Genomic DNA, 25,994 nt, shown 5'->3' with positions numbered 1-25,994 from the left:
TATCACCAAGTATACATGTATACTTGGTGTATAGATAATAAAATGACTGGGGGAAACATTAATGAAGAAAATTTTAGTAAGTGTAGGGATTTTATCTTTGATTTTAAGCGGTTGTGGTGCTGCAGAGGATGATTCTTCTTCAAAGAGTAATGCGAAAAGTGAAGTAGCAGCCAAGAAGACAGATGAAGAAGAGAAAGCCAAAGTAGAAGAAAAAGAAAAAGAGGAAAAGGAGAACAAAGAAAAAGAAGAAGAAAAGTCTAAGGAGGACAAAGAAAAAGAGACTAAAGATGAGAACACTAAAAATGAGGATGATTCTAAAACAAGTGATTCTAAAACAAGTGATTCAAAAACAGTAAAAACAGCTGCAGCACAAACTAGTAATAGTGCAGATTCTAAAAGTTCTGTAAAAACAAGTAGCAGTAATTCATCAAGTTCTAACAAATCAAATTCGACTAGTAGCTCTAAGTCTGATTCATCAAGTAGTAATAAATCTAGTTCAACAAACAAAACAAGCTCAACAAGCAATAGTAATAAAACAAGTTCAAATACATCAACAAGTAAACCAAGTTCAAGTTCTCAAAACAAACCATCAAATTCAAATAATGCATCTAGCAGCAAGCCTTCAACATCTAAGCCGTCAACTCCATCAACATCAAAACCAGCAGAAGAAAAACCAGCTGAAACTAAACCAAGTAAACCAGCTGAAACTAAGCCGGAAAAACCAGCAGAAGAAAAACCAACTGAAAGTAAACCGTCAACACCTTCAATTAGTGCTACAGCTCAACAAGTGTTAAAAGCATTGCCAGGTGGATATGACGTAAAAGATGTTAGTGGTGCAGTAGCTATCATGAGTGGCGGTTCTAAAGTAGCATCTGTCTCGCATTCAAGTTTACTTATAGATTCAATTGGACATAAGGAAGCTGGAATTAAAGGGGCTGCAGCTTTAGGTGGAAATGCAGCAAATATTAGAGCAGCTATAGATCAAGCTCTAGAAAATGCTGGTGTTGCTAAAGTGAATGGTGTCCAGGCAATGAAAAATGGAAGCAAAGTAATGGTAACTTGGTAATCGGTTAAAGGAGGATTATATGAAGCTTTTCAAAAAGATTGTCTCTTTAGTATTTATACTTTTAATTTTGTTAAATACTATACCTTCTTATCAAGAAACTGCTTCTGCAAGTCAAAAAGTAACAGTTTTACAATACCAAGGTGAAATTGATAATAAAATAAAGTATCAAAATGAAATCTGGACTGATTACCCTAATCCAGAGTATGGTGATTACCCTGAAACAATTACATATAACGAAAATGGTTATAGCGGAACACTAAAAGCAACAAGAATTAAGCTAGTTCCACAAAATAAAAAGGATCAATGGGTAAAAGATAGAACCAAAACTTTTAAGGATGATTGGACAAGTAATTGGGTTAACAATAAAGATGAAGTGAGTTCTCCAACTTCCGTGAAAGGAAGTTATTTCGATGAACCAAGTGGAAAAAATGTAAGTTATACATTGAAGAAATCAGGTGGATTAAAAGAATCAGACCATAAGGTTGATTGGTTTGAATATAGATCCGAAGGTAGAGCTGATAACTATGATAAAGATAATAATAGATATCTAGGATTTATGTCCAATGATAGTGAGACTTATTATGCTGGTAAATGGACGGATAAAAAACCTGGTGATGCACCAGACAGTTTTTATGGTGATCCATTTCTGTTAGGTATGTATGATTGGAAATTAGTTGATTATGGCTGGGATGAATCGAAAGTAGTAAATGCTGATGATTGGGCCAAAAAAGGGACTTCATATGCCAATAAACTTGTTAAAAGTGATGGAGAGTATTGGTGGAGGTCTGAAAGTGGAAGACTTAACAAATATCGTCGGGGTGTTTGGATTGATTACGAGGTTAGAATCAACTTATATAAGTACAAACAAGATTACCAAGCTACTGTAGATTTACCTGATTATGTGGATTATCAATATTCAGATAAGTGGAAGGTATATGTAGAATATGAAGGTACTTCTTATTCATCTAACTTAACTGCAGATGATATTGTGATAAAAGATCTAAGAGGTAATGTAGTAAATACCTTGATTAAAGGTAAACAATATCAAGCTGAAATAACTTACTCTAATACAGGGGAACTAAGGGCAGAAAAGCATAAAATTGCTTTATACGAAGATGATAAATTATTAAAAGAGACGGAAGCAAATAGTTTAGAAAAGGGCAATAAAAGGACACATAACATAACGTTCACAGCTGATAATACAGGAAAAAAAGTATTTAAAGCCAAAATTGATTCATCTAATTTAATTCAAGAAACAAATGAACTAGATAATGAAGTTAGTATTAACAAGACAATCAATTATGTGAATTTAAAAGCACAAAGTATAGTTTTTGTTGATTCTAACGAAAAGGAACAAAAGCATTTAGTAAAAGGAAAAACCTACAAGGCAAAAGTAACTTATTTAAATGAGAGTGAAATAGTTGTTCCAGAACACAAGGTTTTATTATCAGAAGAAAAGGAATCAATTGCTGAGGTTACAACAACCTCAATTGAACCTAATAAGGCAAGAACAGTTTATTTAAACTTTACTGCTGCACGTTCAGGAGATTCTAGAGATTTTCAAGCTTTTGTAGATAGTGGAGATGATATTGAGGAAACTAATGAAGATGATAATAAGGTAGATAAAAGCATGTTAGTTAACACCATACCGAGTATTTCCTTAGATTATTCACCACATAGCCCTTTTGAAGGGGATAGTGTGAACATTATAATGAATCCTGACGATGAGGATAATGACAGGCTTACCGTAACCCTTGAAATGCAAAACGGAAGCAATTGGACGCAAATATATACTAAATCTAACGTTATTGCTAGAACTACTTTAAATAAGGGACTAGATAATTTAGAACCAAGGGAATATAACTTCCGTGCAATAGTAACAGATGAACATGGAGAAAGTGCTCAATCTACTTTAGAGTTTTCAGTAACTCCTTTAAAAATCGCTGGTAAGGTAGAACATACAGATAAGTGGAGATTAATTCATGAACAACTAGGTAGCTCAGAAAATCAATTTTTCTCTGGCGAGAAGTTTATACTATCTGCAGCAGTGACGGATCATCCAATTGATTATGTTACAGTTCAATTTATAGGTTCTCAAATTAACGGAAGTATTTTAGATAAAACGATTAATTTATTACAGAATCCTCACCCGATTTATACAGGGGAATTTTATGATATTAGTATGTCCGATACAAAAAGGAAGCTTCAAAATGGAAGTGCTCAATTTATATTTGTGGCAAAATGGAAAAATGGTGTCACAAAAGTAGATCAGGTTCCTATTGAGATAATAGACGACATATATGGAGCTTTTGACTTCTTTAGATCTTCATAAGAGATGATATTTACCTAAATGATATTATGTTATGAGGAAAAAGGAGGGAAAAAGAATTGAAAAAACTAATACTATTTTTTTTAGTGATGACTATTCTTACTGCATGTGGGAAGGAAAGTTCCAAAAAAGAAAATGAGTCCGAAAGTCCTTCTGATTCATTAACATCTCTTTTTGAACATGCTTCTAATAATGAATATTCAAATATGGAACAGTATATCTCAACAAATATACTGAATGCTATGGAATCAAATGGTTATGGAATGAATGCTTATGCAGCAGATATAACTGATAATGGTTCTATAGAATCTATAGAAGTCTTAAGTGAAGAAATTAAAGGCGAAGGGGCCACAATAAAATATAAAGAAATTTATACTGATGGTTCTGAAAAAGATAATATAGTTTCTTTAACTAAAGAAGATAAAAACTGGAAGGTTTCTCCCCAATAAATATCGAATAAAGAAAAAGAAGGAAATTTTATCCTTCTTTTTCTTTTTTAACTTGTCAACTTTTGATTGTAAAATTTAGGCTTTTTACATGATAATGATTGATAAGTTATAATTATATTGTATGATGATTATGGAAAATAATTTAATCTACTATTAAGTGTTATTTTTTTTATACAATTCCTCGATTTTTATTGAATGACATGCAAGAATACATGTATACTTAAGGTGTATCTTAAAAATCAAAGAGAATCAAGGGATTGGAGGTTGAGGGGGAGAATACATAATGACTGAAAAGTCGACTAGGAATCTACATGATCCTAAATCGTATCGAATATATCGTCTATACAAAATTCTATTTGAGTCTTGCGTAGATGTTTTTGGTAAAAGAACAGGTTTATCAGATGCTCTTATTAATAGGTTATTTGAATCAAATGAAATTGAAGAATTACCAACTTACACTAAGGCTATATTAGTTGAAAAAATGTTAGATGAACTACAAAATATTAATAAACCTAAGAGCGAATTAATCGAATCGCTTTCTTCACCTAGAATGAAATTAGTAAAACAAACTATGATAGATAATGGACTTGAATGGGATGGAGTAAGAGAATATATTCATTTCCGAATTTTACCGAACTATAGAGATTTTATTCAAACATATGCAGATGATACATTAGGTGAAGTAATTGAATTAGCAATTGCTAACTTTATTAATAATCGTACAGACTTTGAATTTAACTTAATTGAAATTTCTTTCTCATATAATGTTCTAAGTGTAAAAAACAAATAACCTGATAAATTTTCAGGTTTTTTTAACAAACCTTAAGTATACATGTATACCATTTAATGGAGGATTTATGAAGAATTTGAAAGTAAGTATAAAAGATAAAGGGGTAAAATTAGCTATAATTTCATATGAAGATGAAATTAAATTATCTCTAAAAGAATTAAGAACAAATGGAATACTTGGGGAAGATCAATGTATTCAAGAACTTCCAGAAGCGAAACTTAAAAATATAATAAAAAAATACAAAATGAAAAGTATTCCAAGAATCAATAGAGATCTTGGTGGTGGGAAACATGTAAGTCATCAATTATAAAGTATAAGGAGGTTGCAGATATGGTACAAAGGAGAGTATAAATGTTTAAGCAAATAAGAAACAAACTTAATAAACTGGCTCGTTTAAGTGAAGATGTAATGATATTAAGAGAAGAAAAATTCAAGCACGAAAGAGAAATAAAGTTGTTAAAACTAGAGCTAAGTAGAAAGAATGAAGCAATTAAATTACTTGGTCAGAAGAAAGATAATCATTCGGGATGTTTATATTGTGTATTTCAACTTCAACCTGAACAACCTGATTCGTTTTTAGATTTATATAAAGTCTTTAGTAGTAGAGAAAGTGCCGAATTATTTATAAAAACTATAAAAGAAGAAATGCCTAACACTAAATGGATATGGGAAAGTTGGCGATTACATAAATAGAGTGGGCGGCAGCACTGACTCCTGGTAAGCAGCTGCTCCCCTATCGGTCCACAGCAGCCAACCAGGAGTAGGTGTCGCTACGGTACTAAAAAGCTCGCTAACCACGGACTGTACGGCTGCCGCCTACATTCCGTAGGTTCCAGATCTTTTTGCCTTTCAGGCCGTATCGCACGAGCCGAAGACCGTTAAGAACCCAAAACCTTAAACCCAAAGGATAGCAGGCTACCGCCTGCTTTTTATTATGGCATTTTTCCCCTTTTGCCTTCCGTATGGTATTGATTCGCACGGCCACTAAGGCTGCAGCAGGCAGGACACCCGAACCTTTCCTGCTGCAGCCAAAGTGGCCGAGGGAACAGGTCAAGGGGCCAAAAAGTTTTTCGCTTAAAGAGCAAAACCAGAAGCGAAAAACTTTTTGTCTTTAACCCTTGACCCATTCCCTATGCGACCAATTCATACTCCATGTCAAAACGGGAAAAATAATTCCCTTTTGGGAACTGCCTTCCATCCGGAAGACAAAAGAAAAATGAGGTGAAACCCAAAACATTAAAAGAAAAAACATATGCTAAAATAAGTAAAAAAGGCTTGAATACATAAAAACAATGGATAAGGGAGGGGAATGTGTCATATATGACATAAATTGTTTAACATTTTATTGCATATATGATATTATAATGGTAAAGATAAATAAGAAGGCAAAAGTAATCTCTTTTCCAAATGATTATGGAAGAGACCAGTTCGCACCATATTTAAATGTTCTAGGGAAAAAAGCAAAAAGTAATCATAAGTATCGAGTACAACTTGCTTATCTATATAAAGCCCTTGATTTCATGCAATTTGTAGACTTTACCAATCTTCCTACAAGCTCAAATCGATTTTTTCAAGAGCTTGAAATTACAGTTGATGGTAAAACCTATAGCAAAAGTTTTGAGTTGATAAAACCTTTGGACAAAGAAAATATTTATGAACTCCGAATAAATATTGAAGAATCCGAATGGAGATTTAGAGCAATCTTCTTCCCATATACTTATGAAGGGGTACAGTACTATTGCTTTATTTATCCTTTTGAAAAAAAACTACAAGTCCAATTTGATTTAACAAACCAATATAGAGATAAAGCATACAGTATTTATTATAATTTGAACCAAGAAACGTCTAAATATGTAAAGTATTTTAAGTAAGTTAGGAGGTATTTATTTTGGATTTAGTTAAAATGGGCCATGATATAGTAAAAAATATACCAGAATTACATGATACATTTTTTAGCTTTTCAGCTAGTTTGGGTAAATTAGTTTTTGCTGCTCGAATGGATAGTAAACTTACGCAAGCAGAGTTAGCTGAGAAATCTGGGGTGGCTGTTAAGACAATCCACCGTATAGAAGGTGGAAGTGGTGGAGTTACAGATACGACGTATCAAAAAGTTTTCACCGCATTAAAACTTTCCCAAGACGATCTAGCGGAAGCTTTTAAAAAAACTCCTAATAAGGTTTTAGCAAAAGTGTAAGGTTGATATCAAAGAGATATCTCTAAAAGGTATCTCTTTTCTTAAAAACATAAAGTATACATGTATACTTTATGAAAATAATACAAAATAGTTCTTAAGTATTATTAAAACTGGCTTATATGCAAAGTGCTTTCATGTTATCATCCAACTATATACATACATAGTCTGTCTTTCTTAGGTATATGGATATAGTTGTAAAAAATAAAGAAATAGGGGAAACTATAATGAACAGACCAAAACATAAGAAAAACAAAATTACTAAAAAGTTATTTGCAATGGTTGCTGTAATGGTGATGCTTCTTACTATGATGGGAGAATCTTTTAGTCATAAGGTAGAAGCAGCATCAAAAACAACTACTATTTATTCAGTCAATGCTTCTGCTCTTAATGTAAGAAGTGGTGCAGGAACTAAATATAAGACAATTGGTTCCTTAAAAAGAAATGCGATAGTTACTGTTAAAAAAACAATGTCCAATGGTTGGTATCAAATCAATTATAAAAGTAAAAAGGGATATGTTAGTGGACAATATATATCTAAAACAAAAGTGTTAAACGTACCCCTAATTAAACAAAGACCACAATTACCTTCTGGTTGTGAAGTTACTTCGGTAGCAATGGCTTTAGCTTATTATGGCAAGAAAGTAGATAAAACAGTTTTAGCTAAAGAAATGCCAAAAGATAAGACTGCATTAAAAAGAAATAAAGACGGTTCAATAAAAACATGGGGAGATCCAGAGGTAGGTTTTGTTGGTGACCCATTTGGGACAGGCTTTACAATTAATCCAAAACCATTGAAAAAAGTAGTGGATAAGTATAGAAAAGGAAGTCTTGCTTTATATGGGAAAAATTTCAGTACAATTGAAGGTTATGTTAAGGATGGAAAGCCAACTGTAGTATGGTTTACTATCTCACATGAAATGCCGTATAACCGTTATTGGAAGACGTCAAAAGGAAAGAAAATCACGGCTCCTAGCCCACTACATGCTATTGTAGTAACAGGTGTTGATAAAAAATATGTTTATTTTAATGATCCTGAATCCAATAAACAAAGTGGTCAACATGTTAGAATGGCAAAAGATAAGTTTGTTAAGATTTACAACGCAATGGGGAAAAAAGCCCTTGTAGTTAAATAATTACTAGAAAAAGAGATACATAGATATCTCTTTTTTCAGTGTTTATAAAAAAATAAGAACAATGAAATGGGGAAATAAAATGCCTTCAATTACATCATTAGCTCCTTATATTGCACTGATAGCGGGGATTATAGTTGCTTTTTTAACATTTAAAAGCCAACTAAGATTAAAGTCATATGAATTGCTGCTAAAGCGTAGAGAAGAGGTTTTGAGTGACATTGAAAAAGAAATAGAGAAGCTACAAACAATTAATTTAGAGTTAAAGGGAGAAACGTCTCCGACATTTGAGCGATATGGAAGCGATTATTTTCAAAATGGATTGATTTTATACCATAAAATGAAAGGGGCGAATTTTGGTGAAACTGCCGGTTATTTAATTGAAACTTATTACCATATTAATAACGAAAAAATAGGAGTAGAGAGTATCTCAACAGATGATCTAAAGAGTTGGATTTTTAGGAAAACCAATGTTTTATCATCGCTTTACGGTTTGGCTCACTCTAAAGTGAATATGGAAATCCAATATCTTACACTACCAGGGTATAAGCGGCTTTACCAGAATGGCAAATCTCTTTTTGAAAAATGGAAAAACAGAAGAAATAATGATTGAAATAAAAGTGGGGTTTCTCCACTTTTTTTTATTGAATAAAATTATATACCATTTAAAATAGAACGTATATTCCTTTAATGTCTTCGATGATTTAATTGTATAGATATATAAACCATGACGAAAATAGAAAGGGTGTCCAGTATGAGTAAGAATCAAGAATACCAAAATAACGCAGAGCAAAAATGCTTGGATTTAGTAAAAAACAATATAAATAAGAAAGATTGTTTCGGTGTGTCAGAAAAACAGTATATTGAAGTGCATAAATGGTTAATAGATGCTAGACCTAATCATAATAGTAACGAATTTCCTGATTTTGTATTTGAAGATGGTTTTATAGAACATTTTGCAATTACTTCATCATTGGAGGGAAAAAAAGGCGCAAAACAGAAGCAAGAATCTATGATTTTAAGAAGGGAGAGTGAAGCTGCTTTTTTAAGTGAACTTGATAGTAGTGAAGAAAATACGCTAGTAAGCAAATCATTTTTTCGCCCATTTGAACAACACTCACATCTGAATATTGTAAATTCAATTAAGAAAAATTGGCTAAAACACATAAAAAGTTATGAGAAAATATATCCTTCTAAACATGGTGTTTTTTTACTTGAATATACAGACTTTAATATTGAAACAGCAATTTGTAGAGAAAATGAGCCAGCAAAAATTTACAAGTCATATAGAATAAGCGCAGACAAGAATTTATTAGAATGGATATATACATTTAACGAAAAAATTGAATATCTAATCTTGAGTCATCCTTTTTCTATTGAAATAATAAGAATAGACCATATACTCAACATTATAGAGAACATTCCAGAAGTTATATATGAGCCTGTTATAGGCATGGAATCTAATAAATATATAGCTCTTAAATAATTATTATCTACTTTAGGAAGTGGAAAAAGTGACAAAGATAATAGAAGAACACAGAAGAATAATTGAGCAATCTATTTATCTACCCTTAGTATTGTCAGTGTTGGAACATGACAGAAAAGTAACGGAAAAATCTTCTTTTAAGATTAAGCTAGTTTATCTAAACCTAATTGAGTACACGATGTTAAGGGTGCAGAAGGATCTTAAAAAGATTAATGATGATATGCGTAAATTCAATATGAAAGCTATCAGAGGTCATAATGATGGGGTGTTTACAGAATATGATTTCTACTATAAAGGCTATCATGAAAAGCACAGATATTTTAATGCTAACCTCAGAAATAAGTCAGAATTACTTCTGGATTATTATTTGAACAAGGAGCAGCCTTTGAAATAAAATTGATTAGAAACCTATTTAGTGTCAAATAAAGCTTATTGTTATATTTACGATGGTGATAAAAGGGGGTGACATAACATGTCAGTTAAAGAAGAAGATTGGTGGGTAGAAGATTTTCTTGACGCTGTTGAGGAAGCCGAAAAACTTCGAGAAGAATTAAATGAAAAAGGATTCGATGATGGTAAAGTATTATAAGATTTAAAAAGGGGGTGAACTTAGGTTCAACCCCTTTAAATCTTTTTTATAAATTATCAAACTTTATTATAATGATCGAACTTTATTTAGATCGACACAAGGAAATGAATAACTAAAAAAACACATTGTTATGAAGCAATGTGTTTTTCTCCCCAACTAAAGAAAGACGGTATTCTTAATAAGCCTTGTGATGTAAGGTTTCTATACTTCACAACACAGGCAATTGGTTCTTTTAAGGCGATAAATTTATCAGCGCTATTTTTCTTACTTTTATCTATATTTTTATACAATTCTGCTCTTTCAGCAGCAGGTATAAACTCCATAACTCCCGCATATCTGCCATCCTTAAATGTTAAAACAGCACCAAATTTTTCTTTTCTTATTTTTGTGATAAATACTTGTTCATACTTATAATTAATCACTTTAAGCCAGGAGTGGGACCTTTTATTTTTAGTATATAAGCTAGCAGCTTTTTTAATAACAATACCTTCAAGATCATTAAGGACTATCTGGTTAAAATAGTCAGAACCACGTCCTTCTATATATGGAATAGGGAAAATTGTTGTATTTCCTTCTGATAAAGTGCTTTTTAATATCAGTTTTCTTTGGAATAAGGGAAGGTTCATAACATTTTCATTGTTACTATACAATATATCGAAAACTCCATATTGGATGGGATGCTGGTTTTTAGTAGACATAAACCGTTCCATCATTGATTCAAAACATGGTTTTCCGTCCTTAGTGACTATAATTTCACCATCTAATATTGTTTAACTATACTATAATAATTACAGGATGGAATGTTTAATATATAACGTTTTATCCTCTTTTTTATTCATAATATACTGTATATCTATACTAAATTAATTTAGTATATTATGTTTAATATTAATTTATTTTTCTGAGGGCGTAGCCCACAGCGGGAGGCGTCGTGAGGTCCTTAGACCGAGCGTTAACAAAACAGGAGGTGAACATTCTCTTTGAGGGTTCAAGAAGTTATCTTAGAAGGTTTAAGCAAGCGATACATGCTAATTGATCAACATGGATGCCCGGTACTACCTGTTATGAAGTATTTAAAGTATTTGGACATAACAGAGAAAAGTAGCAATACACAAAAAACTTATTGTTATGCTTTAAAGCACTACTTTGTATTTTTACACGACAATAACAAAGACTACAAAGCAGTTTGTTTAGATGATTTAGTAGAATTTATTGGATGGTTAAGGAATCCTTATCAAAACATTAAAGTATCACCAATACAGCCCAAAAAATCAAAAAAAACCGAAAAAACAATCAATCTAACAATTACAGTTATTTTAAACTTTTACGACTACCTATACCGTAATAACACTATTAGCAGCAATATGGTTGACCCTGCTTTTAAACAAGTTTTCTCAGGGGGGAGAAACAAATTTAAAGATTTTCTTTTCCACGTTAACAAAGGAAAGCCTGTTAACCGGAACATACTTAAATTAAAAGAACCGAAACAAAGACTTAGTGTTTTAGTAAAAGACGAAGTTCTACAACTTATTGAAGCAACGAAAAATATCCGGGATAAGTTGTTAATTCAATTATTATTTGAAACAGGATTACGTATCGGTGAGGTATTGTCTCTATTTTTGGAAGACTTTGTATTTGACCATATTAAAGGACATAGAATTCGGCTGGTGGATCGTGGGGAATTAGAAAATGGAGCAAAATTAAAAACTGGGGAAAGAGAAATTTATGTTTCTCAAGAATTAATGGATTTGTACGACGATTATTTATACGAGGTGCTAGATGAACTGGAATTACATAGCAATTTTGTCTTCATCAAAATTCGCGGTGCTAGTGTTGGAAAGCCTATGAATTACCAAGATGTTTCTTCATTATTTAAACGTTTGAGGAAAAAAACTGGTATTTTCAAAATTCACCCTCATTTACTTCGTCATACACACGCTACCATGTTTTACAAACAGACCAATGATCTTAAACAAGTGCAAGAACGTTTAGGTCACGCACATATTCAGACAACAGCAAATTTATATTTACATCCTTCAGAAGATGAAATTCGTGAGAATTGGGAAAAGGCAAAAAGTTCATTCATTATACAATCAACGGAGGCTTAAGTAATCGTATATGACAGAGCTGAACATTTTCAATTACACTACACAAGATTATAATAGTATTTTTCGAGAGCATATTTCTAAGGTTATTCAAGAAAACTTAGTAGAAGTTTCTCCCTTCAACCACATAGATGAAATCACTAACTATTTTGTAGATATGGACATATGGAACGTAAGGACTTTTGGGACAATCTCGAACTTTATCAATGATTTTCAGAAGTATAAGGGATTAAAAGTAAATATAAAATTTAAGACCAAAAATGAGAATATAAAATTAGAATTAAAATATTTTTGTATAAATAAGTTATTTTCTACCGAATGGGCTCTAGGTACTTTTATGGCCGGCACTTCTAATTACATGACAAACTTACAAACATTTATTGATGAAGAGTTTCCTAACATTAAATCAATACTATCAGTAGAATTTCCAGTCTTAAATGATAGATGGAGAGCGTGGTTAGAAAAAAATAATATCAAAACAATAAAGACTGAATTAAAAGAGGTATCAGACAAAGTTTATCAAATAAAATCTCCAATTTTTATGTTTTTGGGGCGATTTTATGAGGGTATTTCAACTGTTTTAGACGATCGGGATGAATGGGAAAAAGATATTTGGGACATTAGGATGTTAATAAAAAAATATGACATAGAGTATAATCCTAGTAAAAATGATTATTTGGTGAATTTTTCTACAATTGAAAACTCTTATTTTAGAGAAGCCGTGAAATCCTATTTTAAACAAAGAATTTTAGCGCAAAATAATTTTTCGTGGTCTACAGCTAGAACTTATGTGGGTTGGATAGGAAAATTTCTTAATTATATATCGCACATGGAACCTACTTGGAAAGATTTAAAACTGCTTTCGCGACAACATATTGAAGGCTATATTGAGTGGTTAAGTCAATATGTAAAAGGTCACACTAGAAAAGATGCAAACCCTAATAGATACAAGCGTCAATCACTTACAGCTGTAAATCAATTTATAAGAGACTTGCACTTTTATAACAACAGTCATATGGCTCCTACTTTACCTGTTGATCTATTAATTTTGCCAGGTGATAAACCAAGGAAAGTAAAAAAATCGCATGATACCATCGATTACATACCCCAGTTTGTATTGGAACAGTTATTTAAAAATATAGACCATCTACATAAAGAAGTTCAACCAGTTGTATGGCTTGCATTTAAAACAGGTTTAAGAATATCTGATGTGTTAGGTTTAAAGCAAAACTGTTTGGTTTTGCTAAATGGGAAATTCAGTATAGTAACCGATATAGAGAAAACATATGTAAAAGGCCACATGATTCCAATCGATGAAGAATTAGCAAATATAATGGCAGTTTTAATAGATAATGCAAAAAAACACAGCAACCAAAAGAATAATCCTGAAGACTTTATTTTTGTTCGATATAGGGGGAAAAGGAAAGGAAAAGCTTATGAACAAGGATGGGTTTCTGACCAGTTAAATCTCTTAGCTAGAAGAAAGATTATAACCGACGAAATTGGGAACCTATTTCATTTTAAAATGCATCAGTTTCGACATACCTTTGCAATAAAACTGTTAAATAGCGGTACCGATATTTTCACAGTGCAAGAGTTACTCGCCCACTCGTCACCGGAGATGACAATGGTATATGCTAAACTTTTAGATGAAACAAAGCGTAAAGCATATGAAAAGGCGGTTACTGACGGAGTTTTTAGTTTCGATTTAAACGGTAATATGTACGAAGTTAATAAAGATGAAGAGATACCGGAAGAAATAAAGGAAATGCTTTGGCTAAACCACAAGTTAACCGCAATTGACAATCCTTACGGATCCTGTAGAGCGAGATTAAATGGAAATTGCCCTTATGCAGAGGAACCCCCTTGCTTAACATGTAATGGTGGCAGCCCATGTAAGGACCTGGCAGTAGGCCTTTCAGAAATGGATGTAGCAAAATATGAAATTCACATTCAATCCACTTCTAAAATGGTTGAAGTAGCGAAACAATATGGGCGTGAAGAAATAGCACAAAAAAATCAGAAGAATTTAGAGAGACTACAGGATATTTATAATACGATTAAACAAGGAAATATAATATTTGGACGAATGGAAAGAATAAAACGTATGCAAGGAGTATAATATGGCAGCATATGACCGCAAGAAACACCTAAAGCAAATCCACGAAAGTCGAAAAGCCATTACCATAAGTAAAGTAGATGAGGCTATTAAAAGGCTCGTTAGAGCTAATCAAGCAATTAATTTTAATAGTGTAGCCAGTGAGGCCGGAGTGGCAAAGGCTACGCTATACAATAATGTGGCACTACGTGAGCGAATTGAAACACTACGTCAGCAGCAGATAAAGAGCCCTTCTGCAAAGCAGGTTAAGTCTGAAATGCATGAAAATAATAAAGACGCGATTATCGAATCGTTAAAGCGGAAAGTTAAGCGATTAGAGCATGAGAACAAGGATTTACGAGACCAATTAAAGGTAGCGTATGCAGAAGTCTACAAGAAGATATAAGCTGAGTGCCCCTTCTCTTTCTCGTTCCAATTAAATCCAAGGTGCAAAAGACACCTCTTATATTAAATAAAACGCCAGGTTTCCCCTGGCGTTTTATTTAATATAGAAACTTAACAAAGGAAGGTGTGCGTAACAGTCCTTTCCTCGTATAATTTCGGAATTTCAAACGACATCTAATAACTGGTTCCAGTTCAACCAACTTATCATCTTCTCGTGTAATCAGTTGTTTAGAAATAGCATAAAACGCCTGTCGTACCTGTGGTGTTGTCCCAAGTTCTAATGTCCCTATCGGACGAAAGTTTTCTCCCTCTTTCCGGGAACACACCCATCCAAATTCATCCTTCCGGTATCCAGTTATATAAACGTCTTCATACATCCAGTTGATCAATTTAAGCCAATGCTTACTTCTCTTACTGACATATTTACTGTTTTTATACTTACATACCATGCCTTCCAACTTCATCTGTTCGACTGCAGCAAATAAATCCGTACCCCGATCCTCAATATAGCTAATTTTCTTGTAAAAAGCATTTTCATGCATTACTTCATCCAAAATAGCCTTACGTTCTAAAAGAGGTATGGAGCGTAAGTCTGTTCCATCATAGTGCAGAATATCAAAAACGACATACTCAACCGGCAATTGCTTTTGCAATATTTTGATTTTGTCCGACTTTTTCGCAGAAAAGCGTTCCATTATCAGTTCAAAATCAATTGATCCAGTTTCAGGGTCTACACAAACGAGCTCTCCGTCTAGGATAACGTCAGTATCTACCGGCACATCAAGTAATTCGGGAAAGCGTTGCGTTATCTCGTTCTTATGCCGGGTCCACATGCGGGTCTGATCACCTACTTTACTAACAAGTAAGCGAATGCCGTCCATCTTTGGCTCAAAAATATAGTTTGTATCATAAAATGGCTGATCCGTTTTTTCTAATAACATTGGTGTAATAAATGACATGAAATCACCCAATATAATTTTAATGGGTCAATAGGTAAAAAGTCTATGGGAACTGTTGGGTGTTGATTTAAGCAACTTCTTTTTCATAACTGTTGTACAGTTCCCTCCATGTTTGCATAGAGGTAAGAGCAGAAAGTTCAAATAAAATTTCAAGAAATAATTATTGACCCTGTACCATAGTACGAGGTTTAAACTATAAAAGAATAATAACTTAAATACACAATAAAGGACGCAACAACATGAGCGAAAATCATATCAATGCTTCAATAAAGGACCAGGTGTTACAATCACTCGGTTTGCCAAAAGGAGGATTTGAGGAAAAAATCAGTAACCTGTCTCCTGCCGAAAACCTGATTCGTACAGATATCCTTCTTTCCATGGCAGAGGGAAAAATAGTCAATATCAATAATATAACCGCAATGGAGGAACAAGCCAAAATCGATATGAACTCTGCTCTTCAGCGTTTGAGGGAATTGGACCTAGTTCACTGGGACCACAAATCTGGAGATGTCACAGTGGCATATCCTTTCTCTGGAGTTCCCACCCCGCATCGAGTCACATTGGCTGGTATGGCACCATCTTATTCCATGTGTGCAATTGATGCTCTAGGCATTCCATCCATGTTTACGGATGCCGTGATTGAGTCTGAATGTGCATTTTGCGGTGAAAAGATCACCATCCATGTGAAAGACAACGTTCCCGTTACCAATCTTGGCACCGTTGTAGTAGGCTTGGGAACAATGGATACTGCCAACGCATGCTGCGATTCTTCTTGTGGACCGAGTGAGCCAATGTCCATTTCTGCCAGCTGTTGTCCAGCCATACAATTTTATTGCTCTGAGGAACATTGGCAAAAAGCGAATGCAAAAAATTCAACGATGGCGAAGGTCAAGCTGACTCTTATGGAAGCCTATGAGGTTGGTGCTGCTATATTTGGCGGCACGTTATCTGGATCTAATGCTGAGTAGAACTTCATGCAATGAAGTACAATATATATTGACCCTGTACCTAAGTACAGGGTGTATACTCTATCTGAGGTGAAATATATGCAATTTCGTATTGGAGAACTGGCTGACAAGTGCGGCGTTAACAAGGAGACAATTAGATATTATGAGCGTTTAGGCTTAATTCCAGAGCCTGTTCGAACCGAAAATGGCTACCGTACGTATTCTCAACAAACGGTAGATCGAGTGAATTTCATAAAAAGGATGCAGGAACTGGGCTTTACCTTAAATGAAATTGACAAATTATTAGGAGTTGTCGATCGTGATGAAGCAAAGTGCAGTGATATGTATGATTTCACTGTTCTTAAGATAGAGGACATTCAGCATAAAATTGAAGACCTCAAAAGAATTGAACAAATGCTGATGGACCTCAAAGAAAGATGTCCTGAAAACAAAGACATTTACGAATGTCCCATTATTGAAACGTTGATGAATAAATAAAGAGGTGAAACAAGATGAAAAAAACAATTAAAAGTACAGCTTGGTTACTTGTTGCACTAATTACATGCCCGTGTCACCTCTTTTTACTCCTTCCGTTGTTCGCAGGTACAGCTCTGGGATCCTATTTCATGGAATTTAAAGATGTAATTTTCATAGTGATGGGCCTGTTATTTGTTTTTGCCCTGTTCAAGGTTTGGAGAAAAGCTGATCCAGAAACAAAAAATGAGGCAAAGAAAGAAACAGCAATGCATGATTGTTGCAGTATGGAGAGGTTTAAATCATGAAGGAAAAAGTATCACAGTTAGCTACTGTATTTTCAGCTTTTGCTATGGCTGCATGCTGCCTGGGTCCAGTTATTTTCATACCTCTAGGACTAACTGGGTTTGCTGGAGCATTAGCTTTTTACTCACTAAAATATCGGTTAATGTTCAGCATTGTTACCATCATTCTTCTTGCTTACTCCTTTTATATGGTTTATGGGAGAAAGGGAAAAAGAAAAAGTTCTGTCCTTGGCTTATGGATCACGACGGTTTTCGTTTTCGGCATGTTTCTTTTTTTATTTCTAGTTGAAGGTGGAATTTAAAAATGAGGTGCTTTATATGAGGGTACAAATAATCAGGATTATGATGCTATTATCCCTTCTGTTACTGGTTACTGCGTGTAGCAATGAAAAAGAAGCACAAAATACTATAGATCCTCAGAAGGAAGAAAAAACTACAGTTGTAACAAATAAAACAGGGACATTCACCGTTTTGGGAATGGATTGTTGTCCACCTTCTGTTGTAAAAGATGTAATGGAACAGGTAGAGGGCGTTGGTAAATCGACCATTAAAGTCAGTGGAAGCACGGCAGAAGTAACGGTTTCCTTTGATGATAAGAAGACGGATTTACAGGCAATCAAGACAGCAGTTTCAGATTTCGGGCTTGGAATCGAGTAAAGGAGGAATTTGATATGAAAAGATATCGAGTAAACGTTCAAGGAATGACATGTACCGGTTGTGAAGAGCATGTAGCAATAGCGCTTAAGAACACCGGTGCTACGGGGGTTGAAGTCGATTTTCGTCGTGGTGAAGCTATATTTGAGCTTCCTAATGATGTGGAGGTTGAATCAGCAAAAAAGGCGATTGCTGACGCAAACTATCAACCGGGACAAGCAGAAGAAGTTCAAAAACCTGAAATGACCAGTAATTTAATGAGGATGTATCGGATGAATGTTCAAGGAATGACCTGCACTGGTTGTGAACAACATGTAGCTGTCGCTCTTGAAAATATTGGTGCAAAGGGAATTAACACCGATTTTGGCCGTGGAGAAGCTGTATTTGAATTGCCGAATGATGTAAAGCTGGAAACAGCCAAAAAAGCAATTGCTGATGCAAAATATCAACCAGGAGAAGCAGAAGAAATACAAGCACAATCGCAAGAAAAGCCAGATGTAAGCTTAGGTGATGAAGGTAATTACGACTATGACTACATCATTATTGGCTCAGGTGGGGCTTCCTTTTCTTCTGCCATTGAAGCCGTAAAATATGACGCAAAAGTGGCGATCATCGAACGTGGAACAGTAGGTGGAACTTGCGTGAACATCGGCTGTGTTCCGTCAAAAACACTGTTAAGAGCTGGTGAAATCAATCATATAGCAAGAAACAATCCATTTGTGGGATTGCACACTTCAGCCGATAATGTGGATTTGGCACCATTGATAAAGCAGAAAAACGAGCTGGTGACGAATCTTCGAAATGCAAAGTATGTGGATTTAATTGATGACTATGGATTTGAGTTAATCAAAGGCGAAGCGAAATTCGTGGACGAAAAAACCGTTGAAGTGAATGGCATGAAGTTATCTGCCAAACGATTCTTAATCGCGACAGGTGCTTCCCCAGCCATGCCAAATATTTCCGGACTAGATGAGGTCGATTATTTAACAAGCACCACGCTGCTTGAATTAAAGAAGGTTCCAAAGCGTCTTACCGTCATCGGCTCCGGCTATATCGGCATGGAATTAGGGCAACTATTCCACAATCTTGGCTCAGAAGTCACATTGATGCAAAGAAGCCCGCGTCTGTTAAAGGAATACGATCCTGAAATCTCAGAAGCCATTACACAAGCCTTAACAGAACAAGGGGTCAATTTAGTGAAAGGAGCATCCTTTGAACGAATCGAACAAGATGGGGACGTTAAAAAGGTTCATGTCGAGGTTAATGGAAAGAAGCGAATCATTGAAGCAGATCAATTGCTGGTAGCCACAGGAAGAACACCGAACACCGCAACTTTGAATTTACAGGCAGCAGGTGTAACAGTAGGCTCTCGTGGCGAAATCGTGATTGATGAGTATTCTAGAACGACGAATGCACGCATTTATGCAGCAGGAGATGTGACGCTTGGTCCTCAATTTGTTTATGTGGCAGCTTATGAAGGTGGAATGGCTGCGAAAAATGCCATCGGAGGACTGAACAAAAAGCTGAATTTAGAGGTTGTTCCTGGGGTTACGTTCACTGCTCCAGCAATAGCAACGGTTGGTTTGACGGAGCAACAGGCAAAAGAAAAAGGATATGAAGTGAAAACATCCGTCTTACCGTTAGATGCCGTTCCAAGAGCCTTGGTTAATCGGGAAACAACAGGCGTGTTTAAACTGGTGGCGGATGCGAAAACACTAAAAGTGTTAGGGGCTCATGTTGTAGCTGAAAACGCAGGAGACGTGATTTATGCGGCAACACTGGCTGTCAAATTCGGTTTAACTGTAGAGGATCTCCGTGAAACGATGGCTCCATATTTAACAATGGCCGAAGGATTGAAGCTGGCTGCCCTTACGTTTGATAAAGATGTGTCAAAATTATCTTGTTGTGCTGGTTAAAGCTCCTTTTTAGGAGCTTTTTTATTATTACTTTTTCATTTAAGTGAGCGACGTTAAACTGTTCAACATATTATTCATGACCAATATATTTAACACCTAGTTATTATTAAGTTTTTTTAAATTTAGTCTTGATAAAATAGTTCCATCGGGAATAGGTAAGTTAGTTAGTTCGGGGAATTTATTTGTACATTCATTATAATGTCGTGTATATAAATGAGTTTTACCATTAAATTTAGAAAGCAAAAGTCTGATGCCATCTAACTTCATTTCTGAATAGTAGGCGGGATTGTTTTTATAATTATCTTGTTGTAATTCTGAAACAGTTATTCTTTCTAATAACATAGGACTAACAAACAATGTAGTTCACCTCATAATTAATATTACTCTCTAATAATAAGAAGTTCATTATGAGTTAAATACCAACCAAGGAATTTATTATCATATTTCGCACCATATTTATAATCGACTATATAAAGTTAAGAAATAACCGATATAATTACTAAACACAAATAGCCCTAAGAAATGAGTATTTCTTTTAGGGCAACAATTTTTATTATGTTTGTATGTCTGATAAGAGTACCTACCTTATCGTAACTTACAAGGTACACACTATAGTTATTGTTTCTTATGCCGTATGATCGATCAAGACATTTAATATTTGTGTTTGGAGAAAACTAATCTATTATTAACTTTCGATATTCTTCCTTTGTACTCGAAGGAGAGTAAAAATATCCGAGTTGCGCGCTAACTCATCCAGTTACTAATATTTCATTCTCTTGCACCTTTTATCATTATTAACAATAATTCTTTTTCTAATACATAATAGGAGAATTCACTGCCGATGAATAAAATTGTGAATTTTGATTTTGGAACATACTTAAAGTCTAAGAGAAAGAATAATAAACTTTCCTTACTAGAACTATCGAACAGAACAGAAGTATCTAAATCATATATTTCTATGTTAGAAAACGGGAAGACCCCATTTCCATCTGTAAAAATATTAAAAAAGCTTGCCCCGCAATTAGGCATACACAGTGATGAAATGAGAACATTGCTTTCATACATACGTGATTCAGATATCTTTCCAGAAGATGAACCTTCAAATGCTGATAAGCAGCAATCAAAGCTAATTCTTTTAGATGTAGAAGGTCTGGATGAAACTGAGATTGAAAAAATTAAAGAACAAATTGAACTATATAAATTACGTAATAAGATAAATAAGGATAAGAAAGATAAGTTTTAATATCACCAATTTTGCGTATAGATAGTTTGAATCAAAAGATGAATCATTGTTAATCTTGACTGTTTAGTTTTCTAAACGGTCTTTTCGGTTTCATAACTTAAAAGTTGCTGACTCTATGCTATAAATTATAATTAGGATTTTTGGAATTATTTGATTTGAAATTAAATAATTAAATCTAGTTATTATTGTTTATGTGTTACAAAATTCAAAATGTACACTTCTTAAAGAGCAAATGTAATGTTTATGTAATTATAATATTCATAATATTGTACAAAGAATACCAGTATGATATATTCATAATATAAATGTAATAATTTTCATATAATACAAAAAAAAGGTGGTTTTGGAATTGAAAAGTAATGGTAGTAAATTGGTAGCTATTTTATGTTCTACATTTGCATTGAGCACATTTAGTTTTGCAAATATAGCGGGGGCAGAAGAAAAAAATTTGGAACCAAATTATGAAGTAACTAATGAAACACGAGAAGAAATTATTGCTAACTTAGATTTGGGGAATAATGTAACTGAAGAAGAAGTAGAGAGCTTAAATGATGCAATGTTATACGAACTTAGTCAAGATTCTGGCGAAATAGTGAGTATAACAGAACAAGAATCTTATGTTGATTCTGGTCAACCTAAAAGTGGAATATCAATTATGTCTATGCCTACTTCTGATTTGAAATTAACAGTTGTTGCACAGAGGATTAACGAAAAATCAGGGAAGGACAATTTTAAATTTACTGCTACGGCTGATTGGAAAAAGAGTCCCTTCTGGGAATTTGAAGATACTATAGCTTTAGGTTGGTCAGACAGTTTCACATTATATAGTGATAAATCTTATATGTATGGTTATGTTGGATCTAAACAACAAATTAAACCAGGTGTTAGAAATAAAGTAAAAGCTGAAGCTGCTGTAGCACATGATGTTGATTTACAGCCAGCAGTAACAGATGATAAAGCTGTATTAGTAGCTAAGGTATATAAAAATAATTCATCTGGTAGTGCAAATGTTACTGCAGAATATGGTCACGTGGAAAAAACTGCCAGTGTAGTAAGTATGTCATTTGGTGCTGGTGGAGGGTCAGCTCCTACTATTGGATTTGATGTTGATTGGAATTCTACTATAAATGAAGCTGTGCCAGCATATACTTCTTTTTCTTATTAATATAGAAAAAACGGAACTCATAGAGTTCCGTTTTTTATTGTTTGCACTTAGTTAATATTTCTATCATTATTTGTATCTTCTAATTTAGTAGATTTCTTGTTAAGTTCAATCAATAGGAATAATATCCTGATAAAAATACCTACTATAACACCAAAGCCAATTATTATTCCAAAGTCACCTATAAAGTATAGGATTACACCCAAAAGAGTTGAAAAAATTATTGATAATATTAAGTACATATTACACTCCTTTTAGTAATTTGGTGATTATTTTTCCTGTATTGTTCCATTATATACAATTTAAGTAATTAAAGATATATCTATGGTTATCCCTATATGTTATAGGTATTCAATTTGATGGAATATGGGGTGATACAAATAACGGCAATTTGTTTGAGATTGAATTAGGTTAAGAAATATACCAAGAACTCGCTGAAGTTCATTAAGTGGTTATACTAGTTAAATAAGGTAAAGAATTAATGTTCTATCAATATTACACGACCTTGATAACAAAGAAATATAAATAATCCTTGCATTAGTTAGCTGTATTCATAACTTAAAAGAATTGACACCGAAAAGAAAACCTAGTAAAATAAGTATATGTAAATTTTGGTTTTATTTTTCACTTATTTTAATAGTTATTTTTCATTAAATACAAAAAGCTATCCATAATAAAGGATAGCTTTTTTACTATTATTTAATTCCAATAACTAAACTATCTCTTGCGGCTTCAACAACATCTGTAGTTATAGTAGTAAGTTTATTAATTTCAAGAATTCTCTCTATCTGTGTAAATAGTCTTTGTATAAGCCTAAAGTTCCCTCCTGTTATCTTTATGATGTTGCTTATGGCTTCATAATCAGAAAAATCTTCAAGTTTTATAGAAAGTCCAAGCTCTTCCCATTTATACTCAAGTATATGATGAGCTTCATCTTTACTTAGTTTGTCAAACTCATGAGCAAAACCAATTCTAGAGTATAGTTGAGGATAACGAGCTAATCGTTTTTCAATTCCTGGCATACCAATTAATATCATTGCTACGTTGTTTTGATCATAAATATCCCTAAGTTGTTCTAAACTTTGCAGTTTTAATCGGTCAATTTCATCGACAATGATTAAATCTATATCTTTATAGGAATCTGAATAATATTCTTCTTCGCCCGTAGTATGTAGTTTATACATCGCCTTTGACATATTTATTCTAAATCCTAAAGTATTGATATTGTCAGTCATTTTAGTAGCTCGTACTGCTGGAGCTGTATAAAAAATTGTGTTGGCCTCAAGAATTGCTCCATCCGTTTTTAAAGGAATTTCATCTGCTTTTTTATAAGCTATTTGCTTCTCTATATTATCCCAATTTGTATAATACCTTGAAGATAAGGTTTTTCCGACACCTGGAACCCCATAACAAATACCTATATATTTATATTTGATACAAGCATCACAAAATTCTGCAAAACGTTTATATTCTTTTGTTTCAATAAATTTTTGCTCCTTATTCATTTAGATACCTCTTTAGTTTTGACTTCTTTTTATCAGGTCTATCTGGACGGATTGTATATTCTTCTTGTTTGGAATCTCTAACTTCTTCTATGACAGATTTTCTAGATTCTAGTTGTTTCTTTAAAGTTTTTCTTACTTTATTTCGGGCAGAAACAATTTCTTTAAGATCTACGGTATAATCAGAGATTTCAGGAGAAATGGCAGTACATATGTATTTATCCTGATAAAATACTCTAATTTCTGCAATATCTCTTGGATTGTAACGAATAATCACAGTTTCACCAACGTACGCAGCTAAATTAGTATCTATATATCTCATGCCTTGAAAATGGATACCATCAGAATGCACTTTTCTTGGTTTTGCTACGTTTAGTAATAATAAATCCAAAGTTTCTAAGCTTTCTGGCATATTAGGTAAAAATCCTGAACTATTCCAAGAATGTATTGGTTCTTTTTTTGTTGTGCCATGAATCCTATGGTGATACTTATATATAAGGAAGGTTGAAAATTTTTCATCAAGTTCTTTAATTGTGAGAAGGGACTGGGTGGTTTGATTACCTAAATAACCAGGTAAATCTTGCAAAAACAATTGATTTACCGTTAGAAAAAACCTTTCAATTTTCCCTCGTCCTCTAGGAACACCTACAGTCGAAAAGACTAAGTTAATTTTCAAATCAATTGCTACCTGTTCTAAATGTTTGGAGGTAAAATCACTTCCGTGATCTGTGTAGAATTTTTCTGGGATGCCACATATTGGCCAATCACGATTTCCTTTGTTCCATATTGCTTGGTGTAAAACTAATGATGTGTTTATTGCAGTGGGGGATTCAAAGGATAAATAGTACCCAGCAATTGCTCGACTATAATCATCTAAGATAATTGTTAACCAAGGCCTTTCTGGTTTTCCCTTTTCATTTAACACGATAATATCTAGTAGAGTGTGGTCAGCTTGCCAAATTTCATTGGGGTAGTTTGCTTCACGTCGATATATCAAATCATATTTGTTTTTATATTCTTTATTCCCTTCATAGGCTAACTTCTTAAGACTGGGTGAAAGAGATTTCGAAATGGAATAGACTTGATAATAACTAGGTTGTTTCCAATTTTTCTTTTTACATACTTCACATATTTTTCTATGGATAGAAGAGACCGAATTCCTTCTATGATTGAATATTAGGTTCTTTATCTCTTCCAATACATTATTCTCAACTTTAAAATCTCCTGAATCGGTACGACCTTTACGAATCAGACCCCTTAGTCCAAAATGGTTATACTTGTTAATCCAATTATGAAGTGTTCGTTTGGTAATGCCAGTTTCTTCAGCAATAGCTTTCAGTGTTTTTTCTTGATTAAGATAAGGAGCAATCAACCAATATTTATCCATAGCCTTTTGTCTTTGTTCTTCTGAAAATGAAGTTAGTGGGGGAAGTTCACTCATATAAACAACTCCTTCAGAAATGGAAGCAACTAATTACTAGTTGCTCTATTCCTATTTTTAATCATTATTGGTTTTATTCATTTTGCGATAAAGAGTCATTCTGGATACTCCAGCTTTATCTGCTGCCTCAGAAAGTGTTATACCTTGTTCCATTAAATAAAAAGCAAAATTTATCTTTTCATTATCAATAGGCGGCCTCCCAGGTACTTTCCCTCGTTTTCTTGCAGCCAGGATTCCTTCTTTTGTTCGCTCAGAAGTTAAGTCACGCTCAAACTGTGAAATACCTGCAAAAACAGTAAAGAGCATTTTTCCATGGGCTGTTGTAGTATCAAGCCAGGATTCTTTCAAACTTTTTAAATTTGCACCCTTCTTTGCAATTAGTTCAGCAATCTCTATTAAGTCTTTAGTAGAACGAGATAGCCTAGTAAGATCTGTAACTACAACTGTATCCCCAGAACGTAAATATTCTAACAATTGATTTAATTCTGGCCGATTTCGTTTCGCACCTGTTACTTTTTCGAAAAAAATTCTCTCGCATCCAAATTCTACTAATTGTTGTTCCTGACGATCTAAATTCTGATCCATAGTGGAAACTCTCATATAACCAAATTTCATGAAATTCACTTCCTTTTCAGATTAATTGTATCAAAAAAGGTATAAAAATAGTATTGTTACATTTTAATTTTGTTACATATTTTTGTTACAACTAGAATGCTATTTATACTTCAAATTATTTATAAAGCGGTCGTT

Annotated in this window: 28 protein-coding genes and 1 pseudogene; 23 read left to right on the top strand and 6 right to left on the bottom strand. The window is 33.6% G+C overall.

Features of this window, described 5'->3' with window-relative positions; genetic code table 11:
- Positions 1–61 precede the first annotated feature (61 nt).
- The 12 genes from M3600_RS20930 to M3600_RS20875 all read left to right on the top strand — a co-directional run bounded on the left by M3600_RS20930 (position 62) and on the right by M3600_RS20875 (position 9,838).
- A complete protein-coding gene (locus M3600_RS20930; RefSeq protein ID WP_251647401.1) occupies positions 62–1,066 on the top strand; it encodes a hypothetical protein in 1,005 nt (334 codons plus the stop codon).
- 19 nt (positions 1,067–1,085) lie between these two features.
- Positions 1,086–3,398, top strand: a complete 2,313-nt coding sequence (locus M3600_RS20925) for a CARDB domain-containing protein (RefSeq protein ID WP_251647399.1) — start codon at positions 1,086–1,088, stop codon at positions 3,396–3,398.
- Positions 3,399–3,454: 56 nt separating this feature from the next.
- On the top strand, positions 3,455–3,844 hold the full coding sequence (locus M3600_RS20920) for a nuclear transport factor 2 family protein (protein ID WP_251647397.1): 390 nt from the start codon (positions 3,455–3,457) through the stop codon (positions 3,842–3,844).
- Positions 3,845–4,127: 283 nt separating this feature from the next.
- Entirely contained in the window at positions 4,128–4,634 is a 507-nt protein-coding gene (locus tag M3600_RS20915) for a hypothetical protein (RefSeq protein ID WP_251647395.1), read from the top strand.
- Positions 4,635–4,701: 67 nt separating this feature from the next.
- Positions 4,702–4,944: a hypothetical protein gene (locus tag M3600_RS20910; protein WP_251647393.1), complete on the top strand. Its 243-nt coding sequence runs from the start codon at positions 4,702–4,704 to the stop codon at positions 4,942–4,944.
- 41 nt (positions 4,945–4,985) lie between these two features.
- Positions 4,986–5,327 (top strand): hypothetical protein, encoded by a 342-nt coding sequence (locus tag M3600_RS20905; RefSeq protein ID WP_251647391.1) that lies wholly within the window; start codon positions 4,986–4,988, stop codon positions 5,325–5,327.
- A 671-nt stretch (positions 5,328–5,998) separates the two neighbouring features.
- Positions 5,999–6,505: a hypothetical protein gene (locus M3600_RS20900; protein WP_251647389.1), complete on the top strand. Its 507-nt coding sequence runs from the start codon at positions 5,999–6,001 to the stop codon at positions 6,503–6,505.
- Positions 6,506–6,522: 17 nt separating this feature from the next.
- Positions 6,523–6,828 (top strand): helix-turn-helix domain-containing protein, encoded by a 306-nt coding sequence (locus M3600_RS20895; protein WP_251647387.1) that lies wholly within the window; start codon positions 6,523–6,525, stop codon positions 6,826–6,828.
- Positions 6,829–7,052: 224 nt separating this feature from the next.
- Positions 7,053–7,961, top strand: coding sequence for a C39 family peptidase (locus tag M3600_RS20890; protein WP_251647386.1), 909 nt, complete (start codon positions 7,053–7,055; stop codon positions 7,959–7,961).
- Positions 7,962–8,040: 79 nt separating this feature from the next.
- Positions 8,041–8,571 (top strand): hypothetical protein, encoded by a 531-nt coding sequence (locus tag M3600_RS20885; protein ID WP_251647384.1) that lies wholly within the window; start codon positions 8,041–8,043, stop codon positions 8,569–8,571.
- Between the two features lie 141 nt (positions 8,572–8,712).
- Positions 8,713–9,444, top strand: a complete 732-nt coding sequence (locus M3600_RS20880) for a hypothetical protein (protein WP_251647382.1) — start codon at positions 8,713–8,715, stop codon at positions 9,442–9,444.
- 28 nt (positions 9,445–9,472) lie between these two features.
- Positions 9,473–9,838: a YhjD family protein gene (locus M3600_RS20875; protein WP_251647380.1), complete on the top strand. Its 366-nt coding sequence runs from the start codon at positions 9,473–9,475 to the stop codon at positions 9,836–9,838.
- A gap of 323 nt (positions 9,839–10,161) precedes the next feature.
- Here M3600_RS20875 and M3600_RS20870 read toward each other — a convergent pair whose 3' ends face one another.
- Positions 10,162–10,800 (bottom strand): ATP-dependent DNA ligase, encoded by a 639-nt coding sequence (locus tag M3600_RS20870; RefSeq protein ID WP_311315951.1) that lies wholly within the window; start codon positions 10,798–10,800, stop codon positions 10,162–10,164.
- 213 nt (positions 10,801–11,013) lie between these two features.
- Here M3600_RS20870 and M3600_RS20865 point away from each other — a divergent pair, with 213 nt between their 5' ends.
- Genes M3600_RS20865 through M3600_RS20855 form a run of 3 tightly spaced genes read left to right on the top strand, consistent with a single transcriptional unit; the run spans position 11,014 to position 14,642 of the window.
- Positions 11,014–12,141, top strand: coding sequence for a tyrosine-type recombinase/integrase (locus M3600_RS20865; protein WP_251612862.1), 1,128 nt, complete (start codon positions 11,014–11,016; stop codon positions 12,139–12,141).
- A 10-nt stretch (positions 12,142–12,151) separates the two neighbouring features.
- Complete coding sequence (locus tag M3600_RS20860; RefSeq protein ID WP_251612863.1) at positions 12,152–14,260, top strand: tyrosine-type recombinase/integrase; 2,109 nt, start codon at positions 12,152–12,154, stop codon at positions 14,258–14,260.
- A gap of 1 nt (position 14,261) precedes the next feature.
- Complete coding sequence (locus tag M3600_RS20855; protein ID WP_061794226.1) at positions 14,262–14,642, top strand: DUF6262 family protein; 381 nt, start codon at positions 14,262–14,264, stop codon at positions 14,640–14,642.
- Between the two features lie 97 nt (positions 14,643–14,739).
- On the opposite strand, the gene M3600_RS20850 is transcribed toward M3600_RS20855, so the two are convergent.
- Positions 14,740–15,600 (bottom strand): ATP-dependent DNA ligase, encoded by an 861-nt coding sequence (locus tag M3600_RS20850; protein WP_061794227.1) that lies wholly within the window; start codon positions 15,598–15,600, stop codon positions 14,740–14,742.
- A gap of 239 nt (positions 15,601–15,839) precedes the next feature.
- Here M3600_RS20850 and M3600_RS20845 point away from each other — a divergent pair, with 239 nt between their 5' ends.
- The 6 genes from M3600_RS20845 to merA all read left to right on the top strand — a co-directional run bounded on the left by M3600_RS20845 (position 15,840) and on the right by merA (position 19,896).
- Positions 15,840–16,568, top strand: coding sequence for an alkylmercury lyase family protein (locus tag M3600_RS20845; RefSeq protein ID WP_061794228.1), 729 nt, complete (start codon positions 15,840–15,842; stop codon positions 16,566–16,568).
- Positions 16,569–16,646: 78 nt separating this feature from the next.
- On the top strand, positions 16,647–17,045 hold the full coding sequence (merR1, locus tag M3600_RS20840) for a mercury resistance transcriptional regulator MerR1 (protein ID WP_061794229.1): 399 nt from the start codon (positions 16,647–16,649) through the stop codon (positions 17,043–17,045).
- 14 nt (positions 17,046–17,059) lie between these two features.
- Positions 17,060–17,329: a hypothetical protein gene (locus M3600_RS20835; protein WP_061794230.1), complete on the top strand. Its 270-nt coding sequence runs from the start codon at positions 17,060–17,062 to the stop codon at positions 17,327–17,329.
- Positions 17,326–17,628: a mercuric transport protein MerT gene (merT, locus tag M3600_RS20830; RefSeq protein ID WP_061794231.1), complete on the top strand. Its 303-nt coding sequence runs from the start codon at positions 17,326–17,328 to the stop codon at positions 17,626–17,628. Before M3600_RS20835 ends, merT begins: the two co-directional genes overlap by 4 nt.
- 16 nt (positions 17,629–17,644) lie before the next feature.
- Positions 17,645–17,983: a mercury resistance system substrate-binding protein MerP gene (gene merP, locus M3600_RS20825; protein ID WP_061794232.1), complete on the top strand. Its 339-nt coding sequence runs from the start codon at positions 17,645–17,647 to the stop codon at positions 17,981–17,983.
- Between the two features lie 254 nt (positions 17,984–18,237).
- Positions 18,238–19,896, top strand: coding sequence for a mercury(II) reductase (merA, locus tag M3600_RS20820; RefSeq protein WP_061794233.1), 1,659 nt, complete (start codon positions 18,238–18,240; stop codon positions 19,894–19,896).
- A 132-nt stretch (positions 19,897–20,028) separates the two neighbouring features.
- Here the strand turns inward: merA and M3600_RS20815 are convergent.
- A pseudogene (locus tag M3600_RS20815) lies at positions 20,029–20,253 on the bottom strand (ATP-dependent DNA ligase); the annotation flags it as partial.
- Positions 20,254–20,737: 484 nt separating this feature from the next.
- Between M3600_RS20815 and M3600_RS20810 the strand changes: the two are divergent.
- Together M3600_RS20810 and M3600_RS20805 are read left to right on the top strand one after the other, a co-directional pair.
- A complete protein-coding gene (locus M3600_RS20810) occupies positions 20,738–21,139 on the top strand; it encodes a helix-turn-helix domain-containing protein (protein WP_251647378.1) in 402 nt (133 codons plus the stop codon).
- Positions 21,140–21,488: 349 nt separating this feature from the next.
- Positions 21,489–22,304 carry a hypothetical protein gene (locus M3600_RS20805; protein ID WP_251647376.1) on the top strand — a complete coding sequence of 272 codons (816 nt, stop codon included), beginning with the start codon at positions 21,489–21,491 and terminating at the stop codon, positions 22,302–22,304.
- A 692-nt stretch (positions 22,305–22,996) separates the two neighbouring features.
- Here the strand turns inward: M3600_RS20805 and M3600_RS20800 are convergent.
- Genes M3600_RS20800 through M3600_RS20790 form a run of 3 tightly spaced genes read right to left on the bottom strand, consistent with a single transcriptional unit; the run spans position 22,997 to position 25,859 of the window.
- Positions 22,997–23,806, bottom strand: coding sequence for an AAA family ATPase (locus tag M3600_RS20800; RefSeq protein ID WP_251647374.1), 810 nt, complete (start codon positions 23,804–23,806; stop codon positions 22,997–22,999).
- Complete coding sequence (locus M3600_RS20795) at positions 23,799–25,244, bottom strand: Mu transposase C-terminal domain-containing protein (RefSeq protein ID WP_191777377.1); 1,446 nt, start codon at positions 25,242–25,244, stop codon at positions 23,799–23,801. The genes M3600_RS20800 and M3600_RS20795 overlap by 8 nt, the downstream gene beginning before the upstream one ends.
- Before the next feature lie 57 nt (positions 25,245–25,301).
- Positions 25,302–25,859, bottom strand: coding sequence for a recombinase family protein (locus M3600_RS20790; RefSeq protein WP_127738745.1), 558 nt, complete (start codon positions 25,857–25,859; stop codon positions 25,302–25,304).
- Positions 25,860–25,994 lie beyond the last annotated feature (135 nt).

Source organism: Niallia sp. MER 6, assembly GCF_023714395.1.
GTDB lineage: Bacteria > Bacillota > Bacilli > Bacillales > Cytobacillaceae > Niallia.
This window is presented reverse-complemented; position numbering and strand designations above follow the sequence as displayed.